This window comes from Micromonospora sp. NPDC048986 (assembly GCF_040649335.1).
GTDB lineage: Bacteria > Actinomycetota > Actinomycetes > Mycobacteriales > Micromonosporaceae > Micromonospora > Micromonospora alfalfae.
The window spans coordinates 51312-70974 of the sequence record NZ_JBEZFJ010000002.1; the positions used below are offsets into that span (position 1 = coordinate 51312).

Sequence of the window (19663 nt, forward strand, 5' to 3'; positions counted from 1 at the left end):
GATCACGCGGGGATATCCGGCTGGCAGCTTTCGGTGAGTGATCCAACAGCTGTCTCCCACCGAGCCCCGGCCCGTCGAGCTGAAGCCCGACGCGACGCGCGTCCGGTTCCGTCACCGCCACCGGAGCGGACCCACCCCTGCCCCCGTGCCCGCACCTGCCGCCGGATCACACCGGGCGCAGTGGGCTGATGCCGCGAAGGGCGTCTGCATCATCCTCGTCGTGCTGTGGCACGTCGTCGTGAAGGACTACCTCCAGATCGACTGGCACGTCGGCGTACCGGTGCCGGGCTTCTGGGGAACCCTGGGTGAGCAGTTCCTCCCGCTGCGGATGCCGCTGTTCTTCACCATCTCGGGCGTCTTCGCGGCGAACGCCGCCCAGCGGCGGTGGCGGGTGGTCGCCCGCAGCCGGATCGCCGGGTTCCTCTACCTGTACGCCGTCTGGCTGCTGATCCACACGGTGGTCCTCGCCGCCGCGCCGCAACTGCCCACCGACCGGGCCACCTCGGCGCTCGGCCTGCTGGAGCAGCTCACCGTCACGCCGTCCAACCTGTGGTACCTGTACGCCCTGGCGCTGTACTTCACGATCGCCAAGGTGACCCGCCGGGCGCCCCGGGCGCTGGTCCTGGTCCCCGCCGCCGCGCTGTCCGCCGTCGCCGCCGCCGGCCTGCTCGACACCCCGGGCAACCGCGCCGGCCTCTACCAGAACCTGGTCTTCTTCCTCGCCGGCCGGTACCTGCGGCCGCAGATCCAGCGGTGGGTCGCCACCGCCAGCCGCCGCCGGCTGTTGCTGACCTCGGGTGGTTACGTCCTGGCGCTCGCCACGATGGCGGTGACCGGCGCCCAGCAGTGGTTCGGGGTATGGCCGGCGGTCTCCGTGCTGGCAGTGATCTTCGGCATAACCGCCGCTGCCCGGCTGTCGCGGTGGTCGGCGCTCAGCGAACCGCTGGCTAGGCTCGGCCGCATCACACTGCCGATCTACGTCATTCACATGCCGGTCCTGGCCCTGCTGCACCGGCTGTTGCTCGTACCGGTTTCCGGGCTGGATGGGTCCGCTCAGGGCCTGATAGTGCTCGGTTATCCGATTCTGCTGAGCGGGCTGGTGATCGGTCTGAGCCTGGCCGTTCACCGCGGGCTGCTGGCGGTTCGCGCGGGCTGGTTGTTCGCGCTGCCCGGCGCGCGCCGGGTGGAGGCGGCCGGATGAGCGCCCTCGCCGAAGCCCTGATCGACCTGGACGCTATCGCCAGCAACGTGCGGGCAATTGCGTCGGTCACCGGCACCGGACTGATGGCGGTGGTGAAGGCCGACGGGTTCGGCCACGGTGCGGTGCAGGTGGCCCGGGCCGCGCTGCGCGCCGGCGCCTCCTGGCTGGGGGTGACCTCGACGGCCGAGGCGCTGACCCTTCGCGACGCGGGTGTGACAGCGCCCACGTTGAGCTGGCTGCACGGCCCGGATGACGACTTCGGTATGTTGATCAAGACTGGCGTCGACGTCGGCGTGTCCACGACGACGCACCTGCACGCCGTCGCCGACGCGGCCCGTCGGCTCGGCGTGCCGGCGATGGTGCAGCTCAAGGCGGACACCGGGTTGTCCCGCAACGGGGCCGCCGGGGACGACTGGCCGGAGTTGGTCGGTTGGGCCCGCAAGTACGAACGAGAGGGTGGGATCCGGGTGCGCGGGGTGTGGTCCCACCTCGCCGACGCCGACCTGCCGGGCGCCCCCGCGCTCACCCGCCAGGTGGCGATCTTCGAGGAGGCGCTGCGGACCGCACGGTCCGCTGGCTTGAGCCCCGACCTCGTCCACCTGGCCAACTCGGCCGCCGCGCTCTCCGCACCGCGGACCCGATTCGACCTCTGCCGGATCGGGATCGCCCTCTACGGCGTGGACCCGTTCGGCGTGAACGGTCCGGGCGAGTTCGGGCTGCACCCCGCGATGACGGTGCGGACGAGCGTGGTCAACGTCAAGCGGGTGCCGGCCGGCACTGGCGTCTCCTACGGGCCCGAGCACGTGACCGGCGCACCGACCACACTCGCGCTGCTGCCGCTCGGCTACGCCGACGGGCTTCCCCGGGTCGCGGGTGGCCGCGCCTCGGTCTGGCTCGCCGGCCGGCGGTGCCCGATCGTCGGGCGCATCGCGATGGACCAGTGCGTTGTCGACGCCGGGGATCTTCCCGTGACGATCGGCGACCCGGTGGTGGTGTTCGGCCCGGCCGAGGGCGACCAGCACCCTCCCACTGTCGTCGAATGGGCCCGCTGGGCCGACACGAACCCCCACGAGATCTTGACCGGTATCGGGGCCCGGGTGGCCCGCGAGCACCTCCACGGAAGGGCACGGAACTCATGACAACCCGACTGGCAGTGCTGTACGGCGGGCAGAGCGGCGAGCACGAGGTGTCCTGCCGCTCGGCGGCGAGCATCCTCGCCCACCTCGACCGTGAGCGGTACCAGGTCACCGAGGTGCTCATCGACCGCGACGGCCTGTGGCACGTCGGCGGCCGACCGACGCCCCTGCCCGCGGCGTTGCGGGTCCTGCGTGCCCAGGACGTGGTGTTCCCGGCCCTGCACGGCCCGTACGGCGAGGACGGCACAGTGTCGTCGCTGCTGGAGTGGCTCGGCGTGCCGTACGTCGGCAACGGCGTCTTCGCCAGCGCCGCCGGCATGGACAAGGGCGTCACCAAGCGGCTCCTCGCGGCGGAGGGCCTGCGGGTCAGCCCGGGGGTGACACTGCGTCCCGGCGAGGAGTTGTCCCCCGAGGACCAGCGTCGGCTGGAGCTGCCGGTCTTTGTCAAGCCGGCCCGGGCCGGGTCGAGCCTGGGCGTCGTCAGGGTGGACGACTGGGCGGGAGTTCCCGCCGCGCTGGAGCAGGCCCGCCAGATCGACCCGAAGGTGCTCGTCGAGCAGGGAGCGCGGGGGCGCGAGATCGACGTGGCGGTGCTCCAGCACCCGGACGGCCGGGTGCAGGCCGGCCCGCCGCTGGAGATCCGGGTGACCGGCGCCGGCTTCTTCGACTACGACGCGAAGTACGACGGCGGGGCGATCTTCCAGATTCCCGCCCCGCTCGACGCGGCGACCACCGAGGTGCTTCAGGACCGTGCGATTCGCGCTTTCCAGGCCCTCGACTGCCGTGGGCTGCTGCGGGTCGACTTCTTCCTGCCCACCGAGGGGTCGCCCGAGCCCATCGTGAACGAGGTCAACACGTTCCCCGGCTTCACCGCCGCGTCCCAGTTCCCCCAGATCTGGCAGCAGGCCGGCATCGGCTTCGCCGCCTTGATCGACATCCTGATCGCCGGCGCGCTGGCCGATCAGGACCACTGCCACCACAGCGGGTTGCCGCGGCCGGAACGCGCTGTCGACCACCTGGTGTGAGTCGGCGCTCGGTGCCCGGTCACCTGATCGGGCACGCCCGGGGCCCTCGGGCGCCGTCCGACCCGACGATGGTGACAGTGGTGGCGGTGTTCGCCGCGCTGACCTGCGCCGCGGCGGCGACGCTCGTGCAGATGATCTGGTCGACCGCGCGCGCTGACAAACCCTGCGCCGCGATGTTCGCCCGCACCGTGAGCCCACCGGACCGACCGGCTCCGGCCGTCACGGTAACCGGGTCGAGGCCAGCCGGAACGTCGCTGGTGAAACCCTGGGCGCGTTCGTTCTGCTGCGGACCGGCCGCCAGCAGCGAGAGCGCGGCGGCGGGCGACGGGTCCGTGTTGACCGGGGTCGGGGCATCGCCAGCGGGGCGCTGCCCGCCGTGGCGGAGGACCAGCACCAGTTCGCCCTGTGCGAGCAGGTAGAGCCACGTGCCCCGGGCGGGGCCGCTGATCGGAGGGCGACCGGTGATGACCCCGCTGGGTCGTACCCCACAGCCCGCCGCTACCAGCGTCAGCAGCAGGCCGCTGGCGAGCAGCGCACGGCCCGTCCGTCGGCCGGTCACCGGGCACCTCCGGTGTCCGCCGTTTCGCGGGGCAGGCGGAGGGTGAACACCGCGCCGCCGTGGTGGCCGTTGCCCGCTACGAGACTCCCCCGTCGATCCCCGTCACGGTGCAGGCGCGCGTTCTCCCAGGAGATGGCGAGACCGAGGCCACTGCCCTCGGAGCGGGTTCGCGCGGTGTCGGCCTTGTAGAGGCGGTCGAAGACGTGTGGCAACACCTCCGGATCCAGTCCGGGTCCCCGGTCGGCCACCTCGATGGTGACCCAGTCCTGGTCGGCGCTGAGCCGTACCGACACCGGCTCGGCACCGTGCCGGAAGGCGTTGCCGACCAGGTTGGCGACGATGACGTCCAGTCGGCGGGGGTCGAGTCGAGCCACGATGCCGGGTGCCAACTCCGTTCGTACCCGGTCCAGCCAGCCGCGGATGCGCAGGGTCGCGGTCACCGCCGCGGCCACGTCCACGTCGTCCAGGGCGAGCCGCGCGGTGCCGGAGTCGAACCTGCTGATCTCGATGAGGTCGTTGACCAGTTGGGTGAGGTTCTGCGTCTCCCGGCTGACCAGCCGGGCGGCCCGGCCCGCGTCCCCGGGCAGGTGTTCCGCCTCCTCGTCGAGCACGTCGGTGACCGCCGTCATCGCTGCCAGCGGAGTCCGGAGTTCGTGCGAGACGTCGGCCACGAAGCGGCGGGCGTCGGATTCCAACCGCCGCAGCTCGCCTACCTGCCGCTCCAGCGTGCCCGCGGTGTCGTTGAAGGTCCGTGCCACATCCGCCAGCTCGTCGGCGCCCCGGATCGTCAACCGGGTGCTCAGGTCGCCCTCACCGAGGCGGCGCGCCGCCTGGCTGAGGTCGCGGACGGGCCGCAGGACTCCGCGGGCGGACAGCAGGGCCAGCAGGACGGCGAGGAGCAGGGACAACCCGCCGGTCAGCCATGCCCTGCTGGCGAGCCGGTCGATACTCTGCTGCTCGGGCACGAGATTGCGCACCGAGTAGACCTCCACCCCGGACGGGCGGGACGTGCCGTCCGGGCTGTCCAGCGCCAACTGGGTACCGATGAGCAGCGCGGGTTCTCCGGCGAGCGAGACACGTTGCCAGGCGATGCGACCGTCACGGACCTCCTGCCGCAGCTCGGGGGTGAGCGGGTCGGCCAGTTTGGCGCCACTCTGTGTCCGCATGTCCCGGTAGACGACCACCGCGAAGCTTTCCCGGTCGCTGAGGCGCTGGGCCAACAGTTCGAGGTCGTCCTGGGTCGGCGGAAGCTGGACGATCGGGTAGACCTTGGTGAGCTGGTCGGTCAGCGACGTCACAGCGGCGTCCTGCGCCTGTTGGAGGATGACGGTTCGAGCCTGGAAGTAGCTGCCACTGGCCACCGCCACCGTCGTGATCACGCCCAGCAGCGCGAACGCCAGGACGAGTCGGACCCGCAGACCCGACACCCACGCGCCGACCCGGCGCCACAGTGTCACAGCGGCCCGAACCGGTATCCGAAACCACGCACTGTCTGGATGTAGAGCGGTGCCGACGAATCGGCCTCGATCTTGGCGCGTACCCGCTGGACGCAGGCGTCCACGAGGCGCGAGTCGCCGAGATACCCGTGCTCCCACACGGCCTCCAGCAGCTGCTGGCGGCTGAGCACCTGGCCCGGCGTGTGCGAGAGTTCGAGCAGCAGCCGCAGCTCCGTCGGGGCGAGGCTGACCGGCGTTCCGTCCTTGCTGACCACCAGCGCGGCCCGGTCGATGGTCAACGCACCGTGCTGTTCCAGGCCGGTCCGGTCGCCGCCGCGCCGCGCGTCGCCACCGGTCCGCCGTAGCACCGCGCGGATGCGCGCCTCCAGCACCCGGGCCTGCACGGGCTTGACCACGTAGTCGTCGGCTCCGGCCTCCAGGCCGGCCACCACGTCCATGTCGTCGTTGCGGGCGGTGAGCATGATGATCGGCAGGTCGCCGAGCTGCCGGATCCGGCGGCAGACCTCGAACCCGTCCATCCCGGGCAGCATGAGATCGAGGACCACGACATCGGACGGGGTCGTGCGCAGCCGTTCCAAACCCTGCTCACCGGTGCCCACGGCATGCACTGTGTGGCCCTGTCGGGTGAGCGCCAACTGCAGTCCGTCGCGCACCGTCTGGTGGTCTTCGATCAACAGCACCTGGGACATGTCGCCAAGTATCCCATCATGAGATGTTTCGGGTTCCTGTCGATGGCGGCGGCTCGGGGCTCGGCGCGGGAACCCGAACCGCGAACTCCGTCGAACGCACCAGGAACACGACAGCGCCCACCAGGAACATCGTCGACGCGGCGGCGGCCACGATGGCGATCAACAAGCCCCGCTGCACCGACGCGGCCAGACCGGGCACGACCACCAGCAGCGCCCAGACCAGCACGACCAGCCCGGCTCCCGCCTCGGCCAGCCTGCGCCAGAGGCTGCCACCATCCGAACCGCCGGTCGTGTCGCCGTCGCCGGACCAGGCCGCCAACGCCGCCGCGCCCAGGCAGAACACTGTCACCCCCAGCAGTACGCCACCGAGCACGTCACTGAACCGGTGCCAGCCCGCGATCATCGTGGCGGAGGCGATCACCGACACACCCACAGCGCCCGGCGCCGCCAGCCAGCGCCGGGCCCACCCCGGCAGGACCAGCATGAACGCCAGCAGCAGTGCGGTCGCCGCAGCGACGTGACCGCTGGGGAAGCTGTTGTGGGTGGTGGAGCTCAAGACCTGTAGATCCGGGCGGGGCAGCTCCGCTTTCACGGCGCCGGCCAGCAGCACCGCACCGACGACCATCCCCACACCCACGGCCCCCGCCACCAGCCGCCGGCGCAGCACACCCACCAGCAGCACCACACCGAGCAGAGCCGCGATGAGGCTCGGGCTGCCGAAGGCGACCAGCACCGTCTTGGCTGGGCCCACCAGCACGGTCTGCTGCTCGTACCCTCCGCCCCGCTCGGCGCGCGGCAGGAGCACCCCGTCCAGCCACTGCCCGGGGTACGTCAGCACGAAGACGACGGCGGTGAGGGTCAGGGCAACCAGACCGCACAGCGCCGCCGCGAGCAGCCGCAGGCCCAGTGCAACCGCCGCGCGGGCATGGGGCAGCGGTCGCGCCGGACCGGGCGTCGAGCGCCCTACGAGGTACAACGATCCGATGGACATGGCAACCATGCTCGCGTCGGCAGGTCCGTACCCCGTCCTCGGATTGTCTTGGTTCTGTCACAACCACCCCCACCGCCTCCGGAGAGCGGATCGTCGGCGGTGGGACCGGGTGGACCTGGACGGCGCAATGGGATTCACATGCTTCCATGCAACTATGTTTAACCCAGCCGAGATCAGCCACCACTAGGGTCAGGACGCCGATCGATGTTTCGGTCGGCGGTACGAAAAATCCATCCGGAGTGAGTTGGGGAACCGGAAGGTGTTGGCACATGCAGGGAATCCCAGTGGCCAGCCTGGTCATCGGCATCGCATCCTCGCCGGCCGAGCGGCGACATCTGGCCCGGCTGCTCGGCGGCAGTGACGCCTTCCTGATCGTCTCGACAGTCGACCAGGCACGAGAGTTCCTCGGGGTGGTCGAGGCGCCTGCCGCCCCGGCTCCCCCGACCCGGGTGACGCTCGCCGAGGCGGCGCCGAGCCCCCAGCCACCGCCACCGGATCTGGCCGTCGACTCCGACCGCCGAGTGCTGCGCTGGCGCGACCAGGAGATCGACCTGACCCGGCTGGAACACGACGTCCTGCTCTGCCTGGTGCACGCGCCCGGTCAGGTCTGGACCTACGAACGCCTGCACCTTGAGGTCTGGGGCAACCGGCACCTCGGCCGGGGCTCCGACATGCACTCGGTGATCCGCCGGGTGCGTGGCAAGCTCGCCAGTCTCAACGCCGCGGCGACGATCCACTCGGTACGCGGCGTCGGCTTCCGGCTCGCTCCCGTCTGATCACCCCCGGGCGCGGTCCGGCCCGCCTGGTCGGGGACCAGGCGGGCCGGACCTCATCGGCTAGTGCGTCAGCACCTGATGGGTGCCAGACCGAAGTTCTCCACGGTCGGAGTGGCGGTGTCGATCCTGGACTGACGGGTCTGCGGCTTCCAGCCGTCCTTGGCCACGATCATGGTGAGCGGGTTGTTGCGGCGGTCCACCCAGTAGGCGTACCTGCCCTCGGCGTCGGTGGCGAAGGTGTACGAGGCCGCCCACGAGTCGACCTGTACGACAGCACCGGTGAGCGGCGCTGTCGCACCCTGGCAGCTGGTGCCGGTGACCGTACCCATGAGCTTGCCCCAGGTCTTCGGGGGGTTCGCGGTCATGGTCACCGCGACCGGCGCCACCGAGTACGGGGTGTTCTCGGAGATCGCGACCGCGCCGGAGTAGGTGCCCGGCTGGTCCACGTTCGCCGTCAGCCCGACGGTGACAGTGACCTTCGCGCCCGGTGCGAGGGTGACCGCCGACTTGTCGATGGTCATCCAGCTGACGTCGGCCGCCGACTCGGAGCATCCCTCGAAGCCCGGGAGCACCTCGCTGTCCGGGGCCGCGTTGAAGTTGCCGGACGAGCCGCCGATCTTGTAGAAGCCGCACGCCGCGCCGCCGCGGTACCGCGCGGTGTTCGAGTTGGGCAGGTTGGACCACGACCCGGCGGCCGGGTCGAAGGCGAAGCCAGCGTTGCTGATGGCCCCACCCTGCGAGCCACCGACGACGAGGAGCTTGCCGCTGGCGACCGCGTACGAGCTGGCCCAGTTGTCGGTCGGCGCGTCGGCGATGGCGGTCCAGGTGTTGGCACCCGGGTCGAAGGCGTAGCTGGACTTCTGCGCGGCGGACCCGTCATTGCCGCCGGTGCAGTAGAGGACGCCGTCGATCCCGCCGCAGGAGGCGAAGGCCACCGACTTCGGGTAGTTGGCCAGCGTCTCCCACTTGTCACCGGTCGGGTCGTAGCGGACGACGCTGTTCGACATCGGCAGGCAGGCCGCCGTCGTGCAGCCACCGACCGCGTACAGCTTGCCGTCGACGACTGCCTGACCGGCCGCGGCCCGCGGTGCCGGGTTGTCGGCCAGCTCGGTCCAGGTGTTGGCCCCCGGGTCGTACGACCAGGTGGCGGAGTCCGGGCCCGCGTCGCCCCAGCCACCCGTGACAATGATCTTGCCGTTCACCACGCCGGCGGTCACTGCGTTACGCGCGCCGGGAAGGTCGGCGATCGCCGTCCAGGTCTGCGCGGCCGGGTCGTAGGCGTAGTTCTTGGTGGTGGAGGCCTCACCGTCGCCGCCACCGAGCGAATACACCTTGCCGTCCAGGTTCACCACCCGGTTGTCCATGATCGTGGCCGGGTAGTTGGCGATGTCGGTCCACGGCGCCGCCTGCGGGCCGGCCGCCGCGGCAGCCGCCTTCGCCTCCTTGCCGGACGCCTTGGCGGCGAACGACGTCGGGACGGTGAGCCGCTGTTCCGGCGCGCCACCGGACCCGAGCACCTGCTGCCGGGTGACAGTGGAGCCGTCCGCCCGCAGGAGTTCGAACCCGTTGTCCCGCTCACCGAACTTGACCTCCACCGGCGCGCCGCCGGTGTTGGTCACCGTGAACGACTTGCTGGTCTTGCCGTTGGGCATCTGGAGCGTCGCGCTCAGCTGCGTCGGCGTCACCGCCAGTCGACCGGCCGCGAGCTGGAAGTTCGCGGTGGTCGCCCAGTCGGCCTCGACGTCGACAGACTTGGTCTGGCTGACGTAGTTGCCGGCGGTCGCCGTGAACGGGTGCTCGCCGGTGAGCGACGAGTAGATCCAGTAGAAGCCGTCGGCCAGCCCCGGGTCGTCCGGGGTCGCCACTGTGACGGCCTTCTCGGCGGGCCGGTCCTTGCTGGTGACGGTCGCGCCGTTGACGTAGCCGCCGTCGTTCTTGTCGCGCACGTTGCCGACGACCAGACCACCGTCGACCGGAACGCAGGTGACCTGGCTGCCGATCAGGACGTTGTCGACCTCCCACCACCACTCGTACGAGGCGTCGTAGTAGCGGAAGCGGACCTGCACCTGCGCCTGGCCGGCGGCCTGCGAAATCGGAATCTCGGTCAGCTTCGGTCCCCGGACGTCGGTCTCCTGCCGGAGCACGTTGGTCCAGGTGGCACCGCCGTCGATGCTCAGGTCCACGTCGGCGGTGTCGTCGTTGAGCTGGTTGAAGTCCTGGTTGAACCGGATGACCGGGGCCGTGACGCTGGTCAGGTCGACCACCGGGCTGACCAGTGCGGTGTCCTGGCTGGTGCCCGCTCCGTAGGCGTCGCTGTCGACCATCGCGAAGTTGCCGGTGCCACCGGTCAGGTTGCCCCGGTCTCCGTCGTCGGTGAACTTCCAGACCTGACCGCTGCCCGCGTTGTCCACGACGGTCCAGCCGGCCGGCGTGGTCGTGGCGTCGAAGGTCTCGTACTCACCGTCGGAGCCGGTCGTGTATCCGGGCGCGGTGGTGCAGACGCTGCTGTCCACCGGCACCGCGACGTTGGCTGTGGCGTTGCCCGAGCCGACCACCACCTGCTTGGTGACGGTCTGGTAGCCCGGGTACTGCGGCTCGTACTTGAGGGTGTACGTCTGCCCGGCCGGCAGCTTGATGCTGTAGCGGCCGTTCGACGGGGTGGTGTAGTCGTAGACACCGGACACGCCGGTCACTGTCACCTTCGCGTACAACGGCCAGCCGTGGCCGGAGCCGTCGGTGACCGCTCCGGTGACGTTGACACTCGGCACCGCCGTGAGGGCGACGTTGAGCGTCGTGGTCGCGGCCTTGGCGACCGTTGCCGTTCTGGTGGTGCTGGCGTACCCGAACGCCGCGACGGCGACCTGGTAGTCGCCGATGGGGAGCTGGGTGGAGAACGTGCCGTCGGCACCGGTGGTCAGCTCACGCTCGGACGCGCCGGTGAGCGTCAGCGTCGCGCCGGCGACAGGGGCGCCGGAGGTCGCGTCGGTGACCGTGCCGGCCAGCGTGCCGATGTCGCCGGTCGGGGCGGCGTTGAGCAACGCGAGGGCGTCCAGTCGACCTTCGCCGTAGACGTTGTTGTCGGCGGCGGTGCCACCGCACTGGTCGTCGGCCTTGTCGATCGCGGCGCCGTTGAGCAGCGCGCGGGTGGCGTTGACGTCGCCGACCAGCGACGGCGCCGCCGAGTACAGCAGCGCTATCGCGCCCGCGAGGTGCGGTGCTGCCATCGAGGTGCCGCTGATGCTGCCGTAGGCGCTGCCCGGGATGCTCGACCTGACGTTCACGCCCGGCGCGGAGATGTTGGGCTTGATCTCGCCGTTCTGACCGGCCCCACGGGAGGAGAAGCCGGCGACGTTGTTGTTGACGTCGTACGCCCCGGTCGAGTAGTTGCTGACGAGGCTGCCCGGCGAGCCACTGGTCTGGCAGGCCGGCCCGCTGTTGCCGTTGGACCAGGTGCCGAAGATTCCGGACGCGGCCCAGGCGTCCGTCACGTCCTCCATGAACGGCTCGTTGGACGGGTCCTGGGTGCCCCACGAGTTGTTGATGATGTTCGGTCGCTTGCTCGCGTCAGCGTTCTGACCGTTCAGGTCCAGCGGTTCGAGCATCCACTGACCGGATTCGACAAGAGCGGCGTCACTGGGGCAGCAACCGTTCGCCGCGATCCACTTGACCCCGGGGGCGACACCGATCTGGTTCGCGCCGTCGGAGCCGGCCATGGTGCCCATGGTGTGCGTACCGTGGCCATCGCCGTCGCAGGGGGCGGTGGCGCAGGCCCCGGTAGCGTTGGCGGCGTTGAACCAGTTGTAGTTGTGGTCGAACGTCCCGTCGCCGTTGTTGCCCCGGTAGGAGTTCACCAGCGCCGGGTGGTTGAACTGCACCCCGGTGTCGATGTTCGCGATGGTGATGCCCTCGCCCTTGACGCCGTACTGGGACCAGACGTCGTCGGCGTTGATGTTGGCGATGCCCCACTCCAGGGCGTTCACCGTCTTCTCGTCGGTGCCCTTGGTCGTCTCCGGCACCTTGTACGCGACCGGGGCGTAGAGGCCCTCGACCTCCGAGTGCCCGGCGAATTTCTGGGCCATCGCGAGTGAGCCGCTGTTCACCTTGATGGCGTTGGTGGCCCAGAAGGTCTGATACTTGGTGCCCGAGCTGTCGAGGTCGGCCCGGATCTTGCCCTGGCTCGCGGCGGCGGTCTGGCGCAGCGCGTCCGCCACCGCCGTGCCACGCTTCGACCAGTCCTTGATGGCGCTGGCCTTGCTGAGGTCCGCCCGGTCCTTGAACCGGATCCAGAAGTCCCCTTCACTCTTGGCCTGGAGCTGCTTGGCGAGCTCCGGTCGGATCTTGTCCCCGGTCGGGGCGCCCGCCCCCATCGCACCGCCCGGCGCGGCCTGCGCGCCCGAGCTGACAGTGGCCAAGCATGTCGCGGCGAGGATCGTCGCCGCGCCGGCGCTCACCAGCGATCTGGCCGCGCGCCGCCATTGTGGACGTCTGAACATCGGTGCTGCCTCCCTCAGAACGACCCAGGGTGTAGTGGGCCATGGTGGACCTCCCCATGCACCGCGCGGGTCACGCCGGTTGCCCGAGTGGACACTATGATCGAGAAGAACGGACGATCAAGAACTTGCCGTGAGCAACTTGTCGCTAAGAGTTGCCCTGGCTGGCGGCACGCTTGCCAATCATTGTCAGGACCGTGACGAGAGTTGGGCAGGGATGCCCATCGATCCCGGGTGGTGCGGTGGCCGAGGACGAGGCAACGGTTAACAGGAGTGAACCGGCCGACGAGCCGTTCCCACTGCTGATCGCGGTGACCCCGTCGCCGGCCGAGCGCATCCGGCTCGCCGAGCTTCTCGACGGCATCGCGCCGCTGCTGCTGGTCGCCGACCTCGACGAGCTGCGCCGGCTGATCGCCGCTCCGCAGCAGGTGGCCGCCCCGTCCGAACCGGCGCCGGTCGCCGCCCTGGTGATCGACTCTGCCCGCTCCAGCGCCCGCTGCGGGGAACGCGAGATCGACCTCACCCGCCTGGAACACGACCTGCTGACCTGCCTGATCACCGAGCCGGCCCGGGTCTGGAGCTACGCCGAGCTGCACCGCTCGGTCTGGGGTGACGAGGGGCGCGAGCGCAAGGCGGACGTGCAGTCGCTGGTCAAGCGGCTGCGCCGCAAGCTGCACGACCTGGGCACCGGGGCCACCATCGATGTCGTGCGCGGGGTGGGGCTGCGGCTGACCGATCACCAGCAGGCGCGGGTCGAGCGGGCCTGACAGCGACGTCGCATGAACTGATCTCGCCCTGGGTACGCCAGGAAGATCAGCATCAACACAGGCGACGAAGCGCGCTGGTAAGGAGAGTCAGGATGGCATTCCCCAATCCCTCGACCGTGTCCATCGGGCTGAAGAAGGCCGCGCACGTCGGTATCGCGGTGAGTGACCTCGACCGCTCGGTCGCGTTCTACCAGGCCCTGCTCGGCGCGGAACCGGTCGTTCGGGACGAAGGCATGCACGGCGCGGGGTTCGCGCAGTCACAGGGGTTGCCGACGACGAAGCTGCGGTACGCCACGTTCAACCTCGACAACCTCGGCATCGACCTGATCCAGTTCCAGGAGCCGCTCGGCGACGCCGCCCAGGTGGCGGCCAACCGGCCCGGCTCGATGCACCTGTGCTTCCACGTGGACGACGTACGCGCGGTCTACGACCGGATGAGCGAGGCCGGGTTCGAGTTCCTCGGCCAGCCGTACACGTTCGCGTCCGGCGAGGTGGAGCCGCCGGCGGCGGTCGGCACCGTAGTCGCGTACTTCAACGACCCGGACGGGACGAACCTGGAGATCATCGCGCCGAAGGGTGGCTTCGCCCGCAGCTAGTGAGCCCCCACGGGCGGCGTGGGGTCCGGCCGGGGACGGTCCGCCCCATGCCGCTCCGCGCGCGGGGGACGATCAGATCAGCCCGGCCCGGACCCAGAGCCGACGCCCCGGCCCGGCCACCAGGCCGACGTCCGCCAGGTTGGCGTGCACCCGCGCCGCCGACCAGCGCAGGGTGGCACGCCAGCGCGGGTTGGCGCGGGCAGCGGCACGACCGACAGCCGGCGGAATTCCCACCGCCGCGTACGCGTCGGGATGGACCAGGCGGTTGGCGATCGTGTAGGCGGCACGACCGACCAACAGTCGGGCGTACGCCATGCCCAGCGGGCCGGTGGCCGCGACCGCGGCGGCCAGTTCCTCGCGGGCGAACCGGACATGCCGCGCCTCCTCCACCACGTGGATGCGGGAGACCATCCGGATGAGCGGCTGGAGAGACTCGTCCGCCATGATCTCGCGTTGGAACGCGTCGAGGATCTCCTCCGCGATGAGGATCGCGGCGAACATCCTGGGGCCGCTGGCGGTGGCCTTGAGAAAGCGCCCGAGGTGGTGGTCGGTGGCGCTGGCGCGGTAGACCGGACAACCCATCGCCTCGATCAGCCGGCCGAACATGATGGAGTGCCGGCACTCGTCGGCGACCTCGGTCAACGCGTACTGGGCCTGCCGGCTGGTCGGGTCGGCGCGGTAGTACTCCCGGATCAGCATCTGCATGAGGATCGTCTCGAACCACAGCCCGGCGCTGGCCGCGCTGGCCACCTCGTGTTTGGTCAGCTCGACGCGCTGCTCCTCGCTGAGCTGTCGCCACAGTGGCGTGCCGTAGAGGCTGCTGCGTTGCGGCGGGAGCCAGTAGGCGCCGGGGGTGTGCGGGGCGTCCCAGTCGATCTCGACGGTGGGGTCGTAGCTGGTCCGCAGTGAGGACGCGAGCAGTCGCTCGGCGACCGTCGCACGCTCGGTTTCCGCCGCCTCCATGGTTCCTCCATATTGACGTGACGATCGGTAACTGTTACGAGTAGTAGCATGCAATCGCCGTTCACCGATGTCAATGCGTCCGACCCGTCGGCCATCCCTCCCGACAGCAGCCCGAAGGCGAAGGGCAACGGCCGCCGAGACCGCTGGGCAGACCATCGTGAGCAACGACGGCAGGAGTTGGTCGGGGCCGCCATGCAGGCGCTGCTGCGGCACGGGCCGGAGGTCGACATGGAACAGGTGGCCGCCGCCGCTGGCGTCAGCAAACCGGTTCTGTACCGCTACTTCGCCGACAAGTCGCAGCTCTGGGTCGCGGTCAGCGAGGTGGTGGCGGCCCGGATGGTCGACACCATCGCGCCCGCCATCGAACAGGTCCGCGAGGAACGTGGCCTGGTCGAAGCGACGATCGACGCCTACCTGGGCGTGATCGAGTCGGAGCCGAGGCTCTACCGGTTCCTGATGCACCAGTCCGGCGACCCCGGCATCCACCAGGTGATCGCGGGCACCAGCCGGCAGGTGGCCGCCGGGCTCGCCCGGGTGATCGGCGACCGGCTACGCACGCTGGGCCTGGACGCCGGTCCCGCCGAGCCCTGGGCGTACGGCCTGGTGGGTTTCGTGCAGGCGGTCGGCGACTGGTGGACCACGCACGGCCAGCCGATCAGCCGGGCGGCCCTCACCGACTACCTGACCGCCCTGCTGTGGAGCGGCATCGAGGGGGTGCGGGCCAGCGCGGACCTGCCGCACGAGCTCACCCGCGCCCACGAGCGGATCGTGCCGTGAGCTACCACGGCCCGGCGGGTGTCGAGGGCACCCCGGTCCGGGTGCACCTCAGCGGGCGGTGGGAGCCCGTCGACGGCCGCTTCCACTGGGGCGGACGGATCGAGCCCGAGCCGCGGATGGCCCACCTGCTGCGCTCCGGCCAGCGCGAGGTCGAGGTGCGCATCGCCGACCGCGTCCGGGCGGCCCGACTGGCCGAGATCGATCCGTGGGGCGGCGTACGAATCACCGGCGTGGGCGATCCGCCCTGGCCGCCAGTGTCCGACCCGCCGCGCGCGCCCGAGCTCACGGAGGAGTGAATGGAGACAGACGTTGCCATCATCGGCGCCGGATTCGGTGGCCTGGGCGCCGCCATCCGCCTCCAGCGGGCCGGCTTCACCGACTTTCTCGTCTTCGACAGGGGTGCGGACGTCGGCGGGACCTGGCGTGACAACAGCTACCCGGGCTGCGCCTGTGATGTCCCGTCGCACCTCTACTCGTTCTCCTTCGCCCCCAACCCCGGCTGGTCGAACACGTTCTCCGGCCAGCCGGAGATCTGGGACTACCTGCGCGGCTGCGTCGACCGCTTCGGGATACGCCCGAAGTTGCGTTTGCGTCACGAGGTGCGGGAGGCGAGGTGGGACGACCAGCGCCAACGCTGGCTGTTGCGCACCTCGGGCGGCGACCACAGCGCCCGGGTCCTGATCTGTGCCGCCGGCCCGCTCAGCGACCCGGCCATCCCCGACCTGCCCGGGATCGACGAGTTCGCCGGGACGGTGTTCCACTCCGCCCGGTGGCGGCACGACCACGACCTGACCGGCCGGCGGGTCGCGGTGATCGGCACCGGCGCCTCGGCGGTCCAGTTCGTCCCACAGATCCAGCCGACTGTCGAGCGGCTGACGCTCTTCCAGCGCAGTCCCGCCTGGATCATGCCGAGGTTGTCGCGCCGGATCAGCGGGGTCGAGCAGGCCGCGTTCCGCACCGTGCCCGGTGCGCAGCGGGCCGCCCGGGCAGGGCTCTATCTGGTACGCGAAAGCATGGGCCTGGGCTTCCTGCACCCGGCGGTCAACCGCCTCGCCTCGCGCCTGTCAGTGCGTACGCTGCGGCGTCAGGTTCCCGACCCGAACCTGCGCGACAAGCTCACCCCTCGCTACGCGATGGGCTGCAAGCGGGTCCTGATCTCCAACGACTACTGGCCGTCGCTCACCCGACCGAACGTCGACGTGGTCACCGCCGGCATCGCCCGGATCGTGCCGGATGGTCTCGTCACCGACGACGACGTCCACCACCGGGCGGACACGATCATCCTCGGGACCGGTTTCCACGTCACCGACTCCCCCGTCGTCCGGCGCATCCATGGTCGGGGCGGGCGCAGCCTGGGCGACGCGTGGACCCCCAGCATGCACGCGTACCGGGGCACCACCATCGCCGGCTTCCCCAACCTGTTCTTCCTGCTCGGCCCGAACACCGGGCTCGGGCACACCTCGGTGGTGCTGATGATCGAGGCGCAGCTGCATCTGGTGCTGGCGGCCCTGCGTCACATGCGGTCCAGGGGCATCACGGCCATCGAGCCCACCGCGCTGGCGCAACGACGCTGGACCGAGCGGGTCGACAAGAAGATGGCCGGCACCGTCTGGCAGACCGGCTGTTCGAGCTGGTACCTCGACGCCACCGGCCGTAACACCACCATCTGGCCGGGCTTCGCCACCAGCTTCCGGATGCGGCTGCGCCGGTTCCGCCCGGCCGACTACCAGGTCGCCTCGACCGGCGGCACCCCCAACGAACCGGAGCGGGAGCACGCCGATGCGGTATGACCTGACGGGCAGGACCCTGTTCATCACCGGCGCGGCGCGCGGCATCGGGGCGCAGCTGGCCCGTGCGGCCGTCTCCCGTGGAGCCCGGGTCGCCCTCGTCGGGCTGGAAGGCGAGCTGCTCCAGCAGCTGAGCGCCGACCTCGACGCGCACTGGTACGAGTGTGATGTCACCGACCAGGCGGCGCTGGACGCCGCCGTCGCCTCCACTGTGGATCGCTTCGGTGGCATCGACGTGGTCGTGGCCAACGCGGGCATCGCGAACCTGGGCACAGTCGCCGTGGGGCCAGTCGACGCGCTGGTCCGTACCGTCGAGGTGAACCTCTGCGGCGCGATCCGCACTGTCAGCGCGGCGCTGCCCCACGTCACCGCCGCCCGTGGTCACGTCCTGGTCGTCTCGTCGGCTGCCGCTTTCACTGCGATGCCCGGCATGGCCGCCTACTGCGCGTCCAAGGCGGGTGTGGAGCAGTTCGCCAACGTGCTGCGCCTGGAGACCCGCTCACGCGGCGTCACGGTCGGCACCGCGCATCCGATCTGGACCGACACCGACCTGGTCCGTGACATCCGTGCCGACCTGGCGTCCTTCCGCACCACGCTGCGCCGGTTGCCGTGGCCGCTGTCCACAGTCGTACCCGTCGAGCAGTGCGTCGAGGCCCTGCTGCACGGCATCGAACGCCGCAAGCGCACTGTGTACGTGCCCCGGGCGCTCGCCCTGGTACAGGCGCTGCGGCCGGTGGTGCTGAGCGGCCTCTCGGACGCGTTGATCACCCGCTTCGGCGGCCAGACCATGGTCGGCCAGATGGAAGACGAGGTACGCCAGCTCGGGCGTTCCTTCGGCAGGACCTCGGTGGGAGAGCGCTCATGAGCATTCATTTCCGACGTGCGGGCAGCGGCGAGCCGCTCGTGCTCATCCACGGCATCGGTCACCGACACCAGGCGTGGGAGCCGGTGTTCGACCGGTTGACCGCCCACCACGAGGTGGTCGCGCTCGACCTGCCCGGCTTCGGGAACTCCCCGGTGCCCGGCACCGGCATGCCCGCCGACATGGCCGCCACAGTGGCCGGGGTCCTACCGGCGTTGACCGAGTGGGGGCTGGAGCGTCCGCACGTCGCCGGTTACAGCCTCGGTGGGGCGATCGCCCTGGAGCTTGCCGCCACCGGGGCGGTCGCCTCGGCCACCGCCTTCTCCCCCGCCGGCTTCTTCACCCCGGCGGAGCGCCGCCGGGCGCTGGCCATCCTCCGGATGCTGCGGGCCAACTCGTACCTGCCCACGCCGATCATGCGGGTCGCGCTGCGCTCGGCGTACCTGCGGGCGTTGTGCTTCGCGCCGCTGATGGCCCGCCCGACACTGCTGGATGTCGAGCGCGCGCTGGGCGACGCGCTCGCCCTGCGACGCGGGGTCGGCTTCAACGCCGTGGCCCGAGCCGCCCGCGACTATCGCTTCGACTGCCTTCGGCTGTCCGACGCGACGGTGCCGGTGACCATCGGCTGGGGTGACCGCGACCGGATCTTCGGCGTCCACCAGGCCGAGCGGGCCCGCGCGGGCCTGCCGGCGGCGCGGGTGGTGACGCTGCCCCGTTGCGGGCACGTGCCGATGAGCGACGACCCGGACCTGGTCGCCGCGCTCATCCTGGAGACCACCGGCGCCGTGCCCCACACCGAACGACCGGATCCCTCGGTCTCCGTCCAGCTCACGAGTCAGGAAGATCACTTCACACTCTAAAAACTTGCAGACTGTGCAAGTTCGCTCCTAACCTCGCCAGCGTGACCGACACCGACCACGCTGCGCCCGGGCGTCGCGACCGCAAGAAGGCGCAGACGCGGGCGGCGTTGACCGCCGCCGCGCTGCGGCTGGTCGCCGACCGCGGCCTGGAGCACGTCACGGTGGAGGAGATCAGCGAGGCCGCGGACGTGTCCTCACGGACCTTCTTCAACTACTTCACCTGCAAGGACGAGGCCCTCACCGACGATCCGGCACTCGACGGCAACCCGGTCGTGGCGCGTCTGGCAGCCGCCCCCGCCCAGGTGTCGGCGTTGCAGGCCGTGCGGGTCGCCCTCGACGAGTCGGTCGACTCGATCCAGGCCGACAGGGAGTTGTGGCGGCTGCGACTCACGGTCATCACCCAGAACCCCGCGCTGCTGCCCCGGCTGGTGGCCGGCAACAGCGCCACCGAGCAGGCCATGGTGGCGGTCGTCGCCACCCGCCTCGGCGTCGGACTCGACCACGGCCATCCGCCGCTGGTCGTCGCCGTCGCCGGCGCTGCCTTCCGCACCGCGATGCTGCGCTGGGCCGCCGGTGACGACGACCGGCCGCTGCACGACTTCGTCGACGAGGCGTTCGCCGCGATCGCCGCCGGCCTGCCCGATCCGCCGGCCATCTCCTGACCCGCCAGCCCCTGCCCCGCCGCACCAGCTCCGGGGCCCACCACTGGGCCACAGACCCGACAAGG

Annotated in this window: 18 protein-coding genes; 12 read left to right on the plus strand and 6 right to left on the minus strand. The window is 70.8% G+C overall.

The genetic code is table 11. From position 1 onward, the window contains the following. Positions 1 to 145 precede the first annotated feature (145 nt). The 3 genes from AB0B94_RS05315 to AB0B94_RS05325 are packed head-to-tail and all read left to right on the plus strand — an operon-like array spanning position 146 to position 3362. Positions 146 to 1201, plus strand: coding sequence for an acyltransferase (locus AB0B94_RS05315; RefSeq protein ID WP_357268535.1), 1056 nt, complete (start codon positions 146 to 148; stop codon positions 1199 to 1201). Beyond that, positions 1198 to 2340, plus strand: coding sequence for an alanine racemase (gene alr / locus AB0B94_RS05320; protein ID WP_357268538.1), 1143 nt, complete (start codon positions 1198 to 1200; stop codon positions 2338 to 2340). The genes AB0B94_RS05315 and alr overlap by 4 nt, the downstream gene beginning before the upstream one ends. After that, on the plus strand, positions 2337 to 3362 hold the full coding sequence (locus AB0B94_RS05325; protein ID WP_357268540.1) for a D-alanine--D-alanine ligase family protein: 1026 nt from the start codon (positions 2337 to 2339) through the stop codon (positions 3360 to 3362). Before alr ends, AB0B94_RS05325 begins: the two co-directional genes overlap by 4 nt. Before the next feature lie 19 nt (positions 3363 to 3381). Here the strand turns inward: AB0B94_RS05325 and AB0B94_RS05330 are convergent, their stop codons facing one another. Genes AB0B94_RS05330 through AB0B94_RS05345 form a run of 4 tightly spaced genes read right to left on the minus strand, consistent with a single transcriptional unit; the run spans position 3382 to position 7058 of the window. Beyond that, the gene (locus AB0B94_RS05330) at positions 3382 to 3921 is read right to left on the minus strand and encodes a hypothetical protein (RefSeq protein ID WP_357268542.1); all 540 of its coding nucleotides are present in this window, start codon (positions 3919 to 3921) and stop codon (positions 3382 to 3384) included. After that, positions 3918 to 5378: an ATP-binding protein gene (locus AB0B94_RS05335; protein ID WP_357268544.1), complete on the minus strand. Its 1461-nt coding sequence runs from the start codon at positions 5376 to 5378 to the stop codon at positions 3918 to 3920. The genes AB0B94_RS05330 and AB0B94_RS05335 overlap by 4 nt, the downstream gene beginning before the upstream one ends. Next, positions 5375 to 6067 (minus strand): response regulator transcription factor, encoded by a 693-nt coding sequence (locus tag AB0B94_RS05340; protein WP_357268546.1) that lies wholly within the window; start codon positions 6065 to 6067, stop codon positions 5375 to 5377. Before AB0B94_RS05340 ends, AB0B94_RS05335 begins: the two co-directional genes overlap by 4 nt. 16 nt (positions 6068 to 6083) lie before the next feature. Continuing rightward, entirely contained in the window at positions 6084 to 7058 is a 975-nt protein-coding gene (locus tag AB0B94_RS05345; protein ID WP_357268548.1) for a phosphatase PAP2 family protein, read from the minus strand. Positions 7059 to 7327: 269 nt separating this feature from the next. Between AB0B94_RS05345 and AB0B94_RS05350 the strand changes: the two genes are divergently transcribed. Further along, positions 7328 to 7834: a winged helix-turn-helix domain-containing protein gene (locus AB0B94_RS05350; RefSeq protein ID WP_357268550.1), complete on the plus strand. Its 507-nt coding sequence runs from the start codon at positions 7328 to 7330 to the stop codon at positions 7832 to 7834. A 68-nt stretch (positions 7835 to 7902) separates the two neighbouring features. On the opposite strand, the gene AB0B94_RS05355 is transcribed toward AB0B94_RS05350, so the two are convergent. Beyond that, the gene (locus AB0B94_RS05355; protein WP_357268552.1) at positions 7903 to 12327 is read right to left on the minus strand and encodes a S8 family serine peptidase; all 4425 of its coding nucleotides are present in this window, start codon (positions 12325 to 12327) and stop codon (positions 7903 to 7905) included. 239 nt (positions 12328 to 12566) lie between these two features. On the opposite strand from AB0B94_RS05355, the gene AB0B94_RS05360 reads away from it, so the two are divergent. Both AB0B94_RS05360 and AB0B94_RS05365 read left to right on the plus strand, forming a co-directional pair. Further along, complete coding sequence (locus AB0B94_RS05360) at positions 12567 to 13091, plus strand: winged helix-turn-helix domain-containing protein (RefSeq protein WP_357268554.1); 525 nt, start codon at positions 12567 to 12569, stop codon at positions 13089 to 13091. Between the two features lie 92 nt (positions 13092 to 13183). Further along, a complete protein-coding gene (locus AB0B94_RS05365) occupies positions 13184 to 13687 on the plus strand; it encodes a VOC family protein (protein ID WP_357268556.1) in 504 nt (167 codons plus the stop codon). Positions 13688 to 13759: 72 nt separating this feature from the next. Here AB0B94_RS05365 and AB0B94_RS05370 read toward each other — a convergent pair whose 3' ends face one another. Next, the gene (locus AB0B94_RS05370) at positions 13760 to 14650 is read right to left on the minus strand and encodes a diiron oxygenase (RefSeq protein WP_357268558.1); all 891 of its coding nucleotides are present in this window, start codon (positions 14648 to 14650) and stop codon (positions 13760 to 13762) included. Positions 14651 to 14698: 48 nt separating this feature from the next. On the opposite strand from AB0B94_RS05370, the gene AB0B94_RS05375 reads away from it, so the two are divergent. The 6 genes from AB0B94_RS05375 to AB0B94_RS05400 are packed head-to-tail and all read left to right on the plus strand — an operon-like array spanning position 14699 to position 19598. Continuing rightward, the gene (locus tag AB0B94_RS05375) at positions 14699 to 15427 is read left to right on the plus strand and encodes a TetR/AcrR family transcriptional regulator (protein ID WP_357268560.1); all 729 of its coding nucleotides are present in this window, start codon (positions 14699 to 14701) and stop codon (positions 15425 to 15427) included. Further along, positions 15424 to 15723: a DUF4873 domain-containing protein gene (locus AB0B94_RS05380; protein WP_357268562.1), complete on the plus strand. Its 300-nt coding sequence runs from the start codon at positions 15424 to 15426 to the stop codon at positions 15721 to 15723. The genes AB0B94_RS05375 and AB0B94_RS05380 overlap by 4 nt, the downstream gene beginning before the upstream one ends. Next, on the plus strand, positions 15724 to 17217 hold the full coding sequence (locus AB0B94_RS05385) for an NAD(P)/FAD-dependent oxidoreductase (protein ID WP_357268564.1): 1494 nt from the start codon (positions 15724 to 15726) through the stop codon (positions 17215 to 17217). It abuts the gene before it with no gap. Then, entirely contained in the window at positions 17207 to 18079 is an 873-nt protein-coding gene (locus AB0B94_RS05390; protein WP_357268566.1) for an SDR family oxidoreductase, read from the plus strand. The genes AB0B94_RS05385 and AB0B94_RS05390 overlap by 11 nt, the downstream gene beginning before the upstream one ends. After that, entirely contained in the window at positions 18076 to 18936 is an 861-nt protein-coding gene (locus tag AB0B94_RS05395; RefSeq protein ID WP_357268568.1) for an alpha/beta fold hydrolase, read from the plus strand. Before AB0B94_RS05390 ends, AB0B94_RS05395 begins: the two co-directional genes overlap by 4 nt. A 41-nt stretch (positions 18937 to 18977) precedes the next feature. Then, on the plus strand, positions 18978 to 19598 hold the full coding sequence (locus tag AB0B94_RS05400) for a TetR family transcriptional regulator (protein ID WP_357268570.1): 621 nt from the start codon (positions 18978 to 18980) through the stop codon (positions 19596 to 19598). The last annotated feature ends 65 nt before the right edge of the window (positions 19599 to 19663 follow it).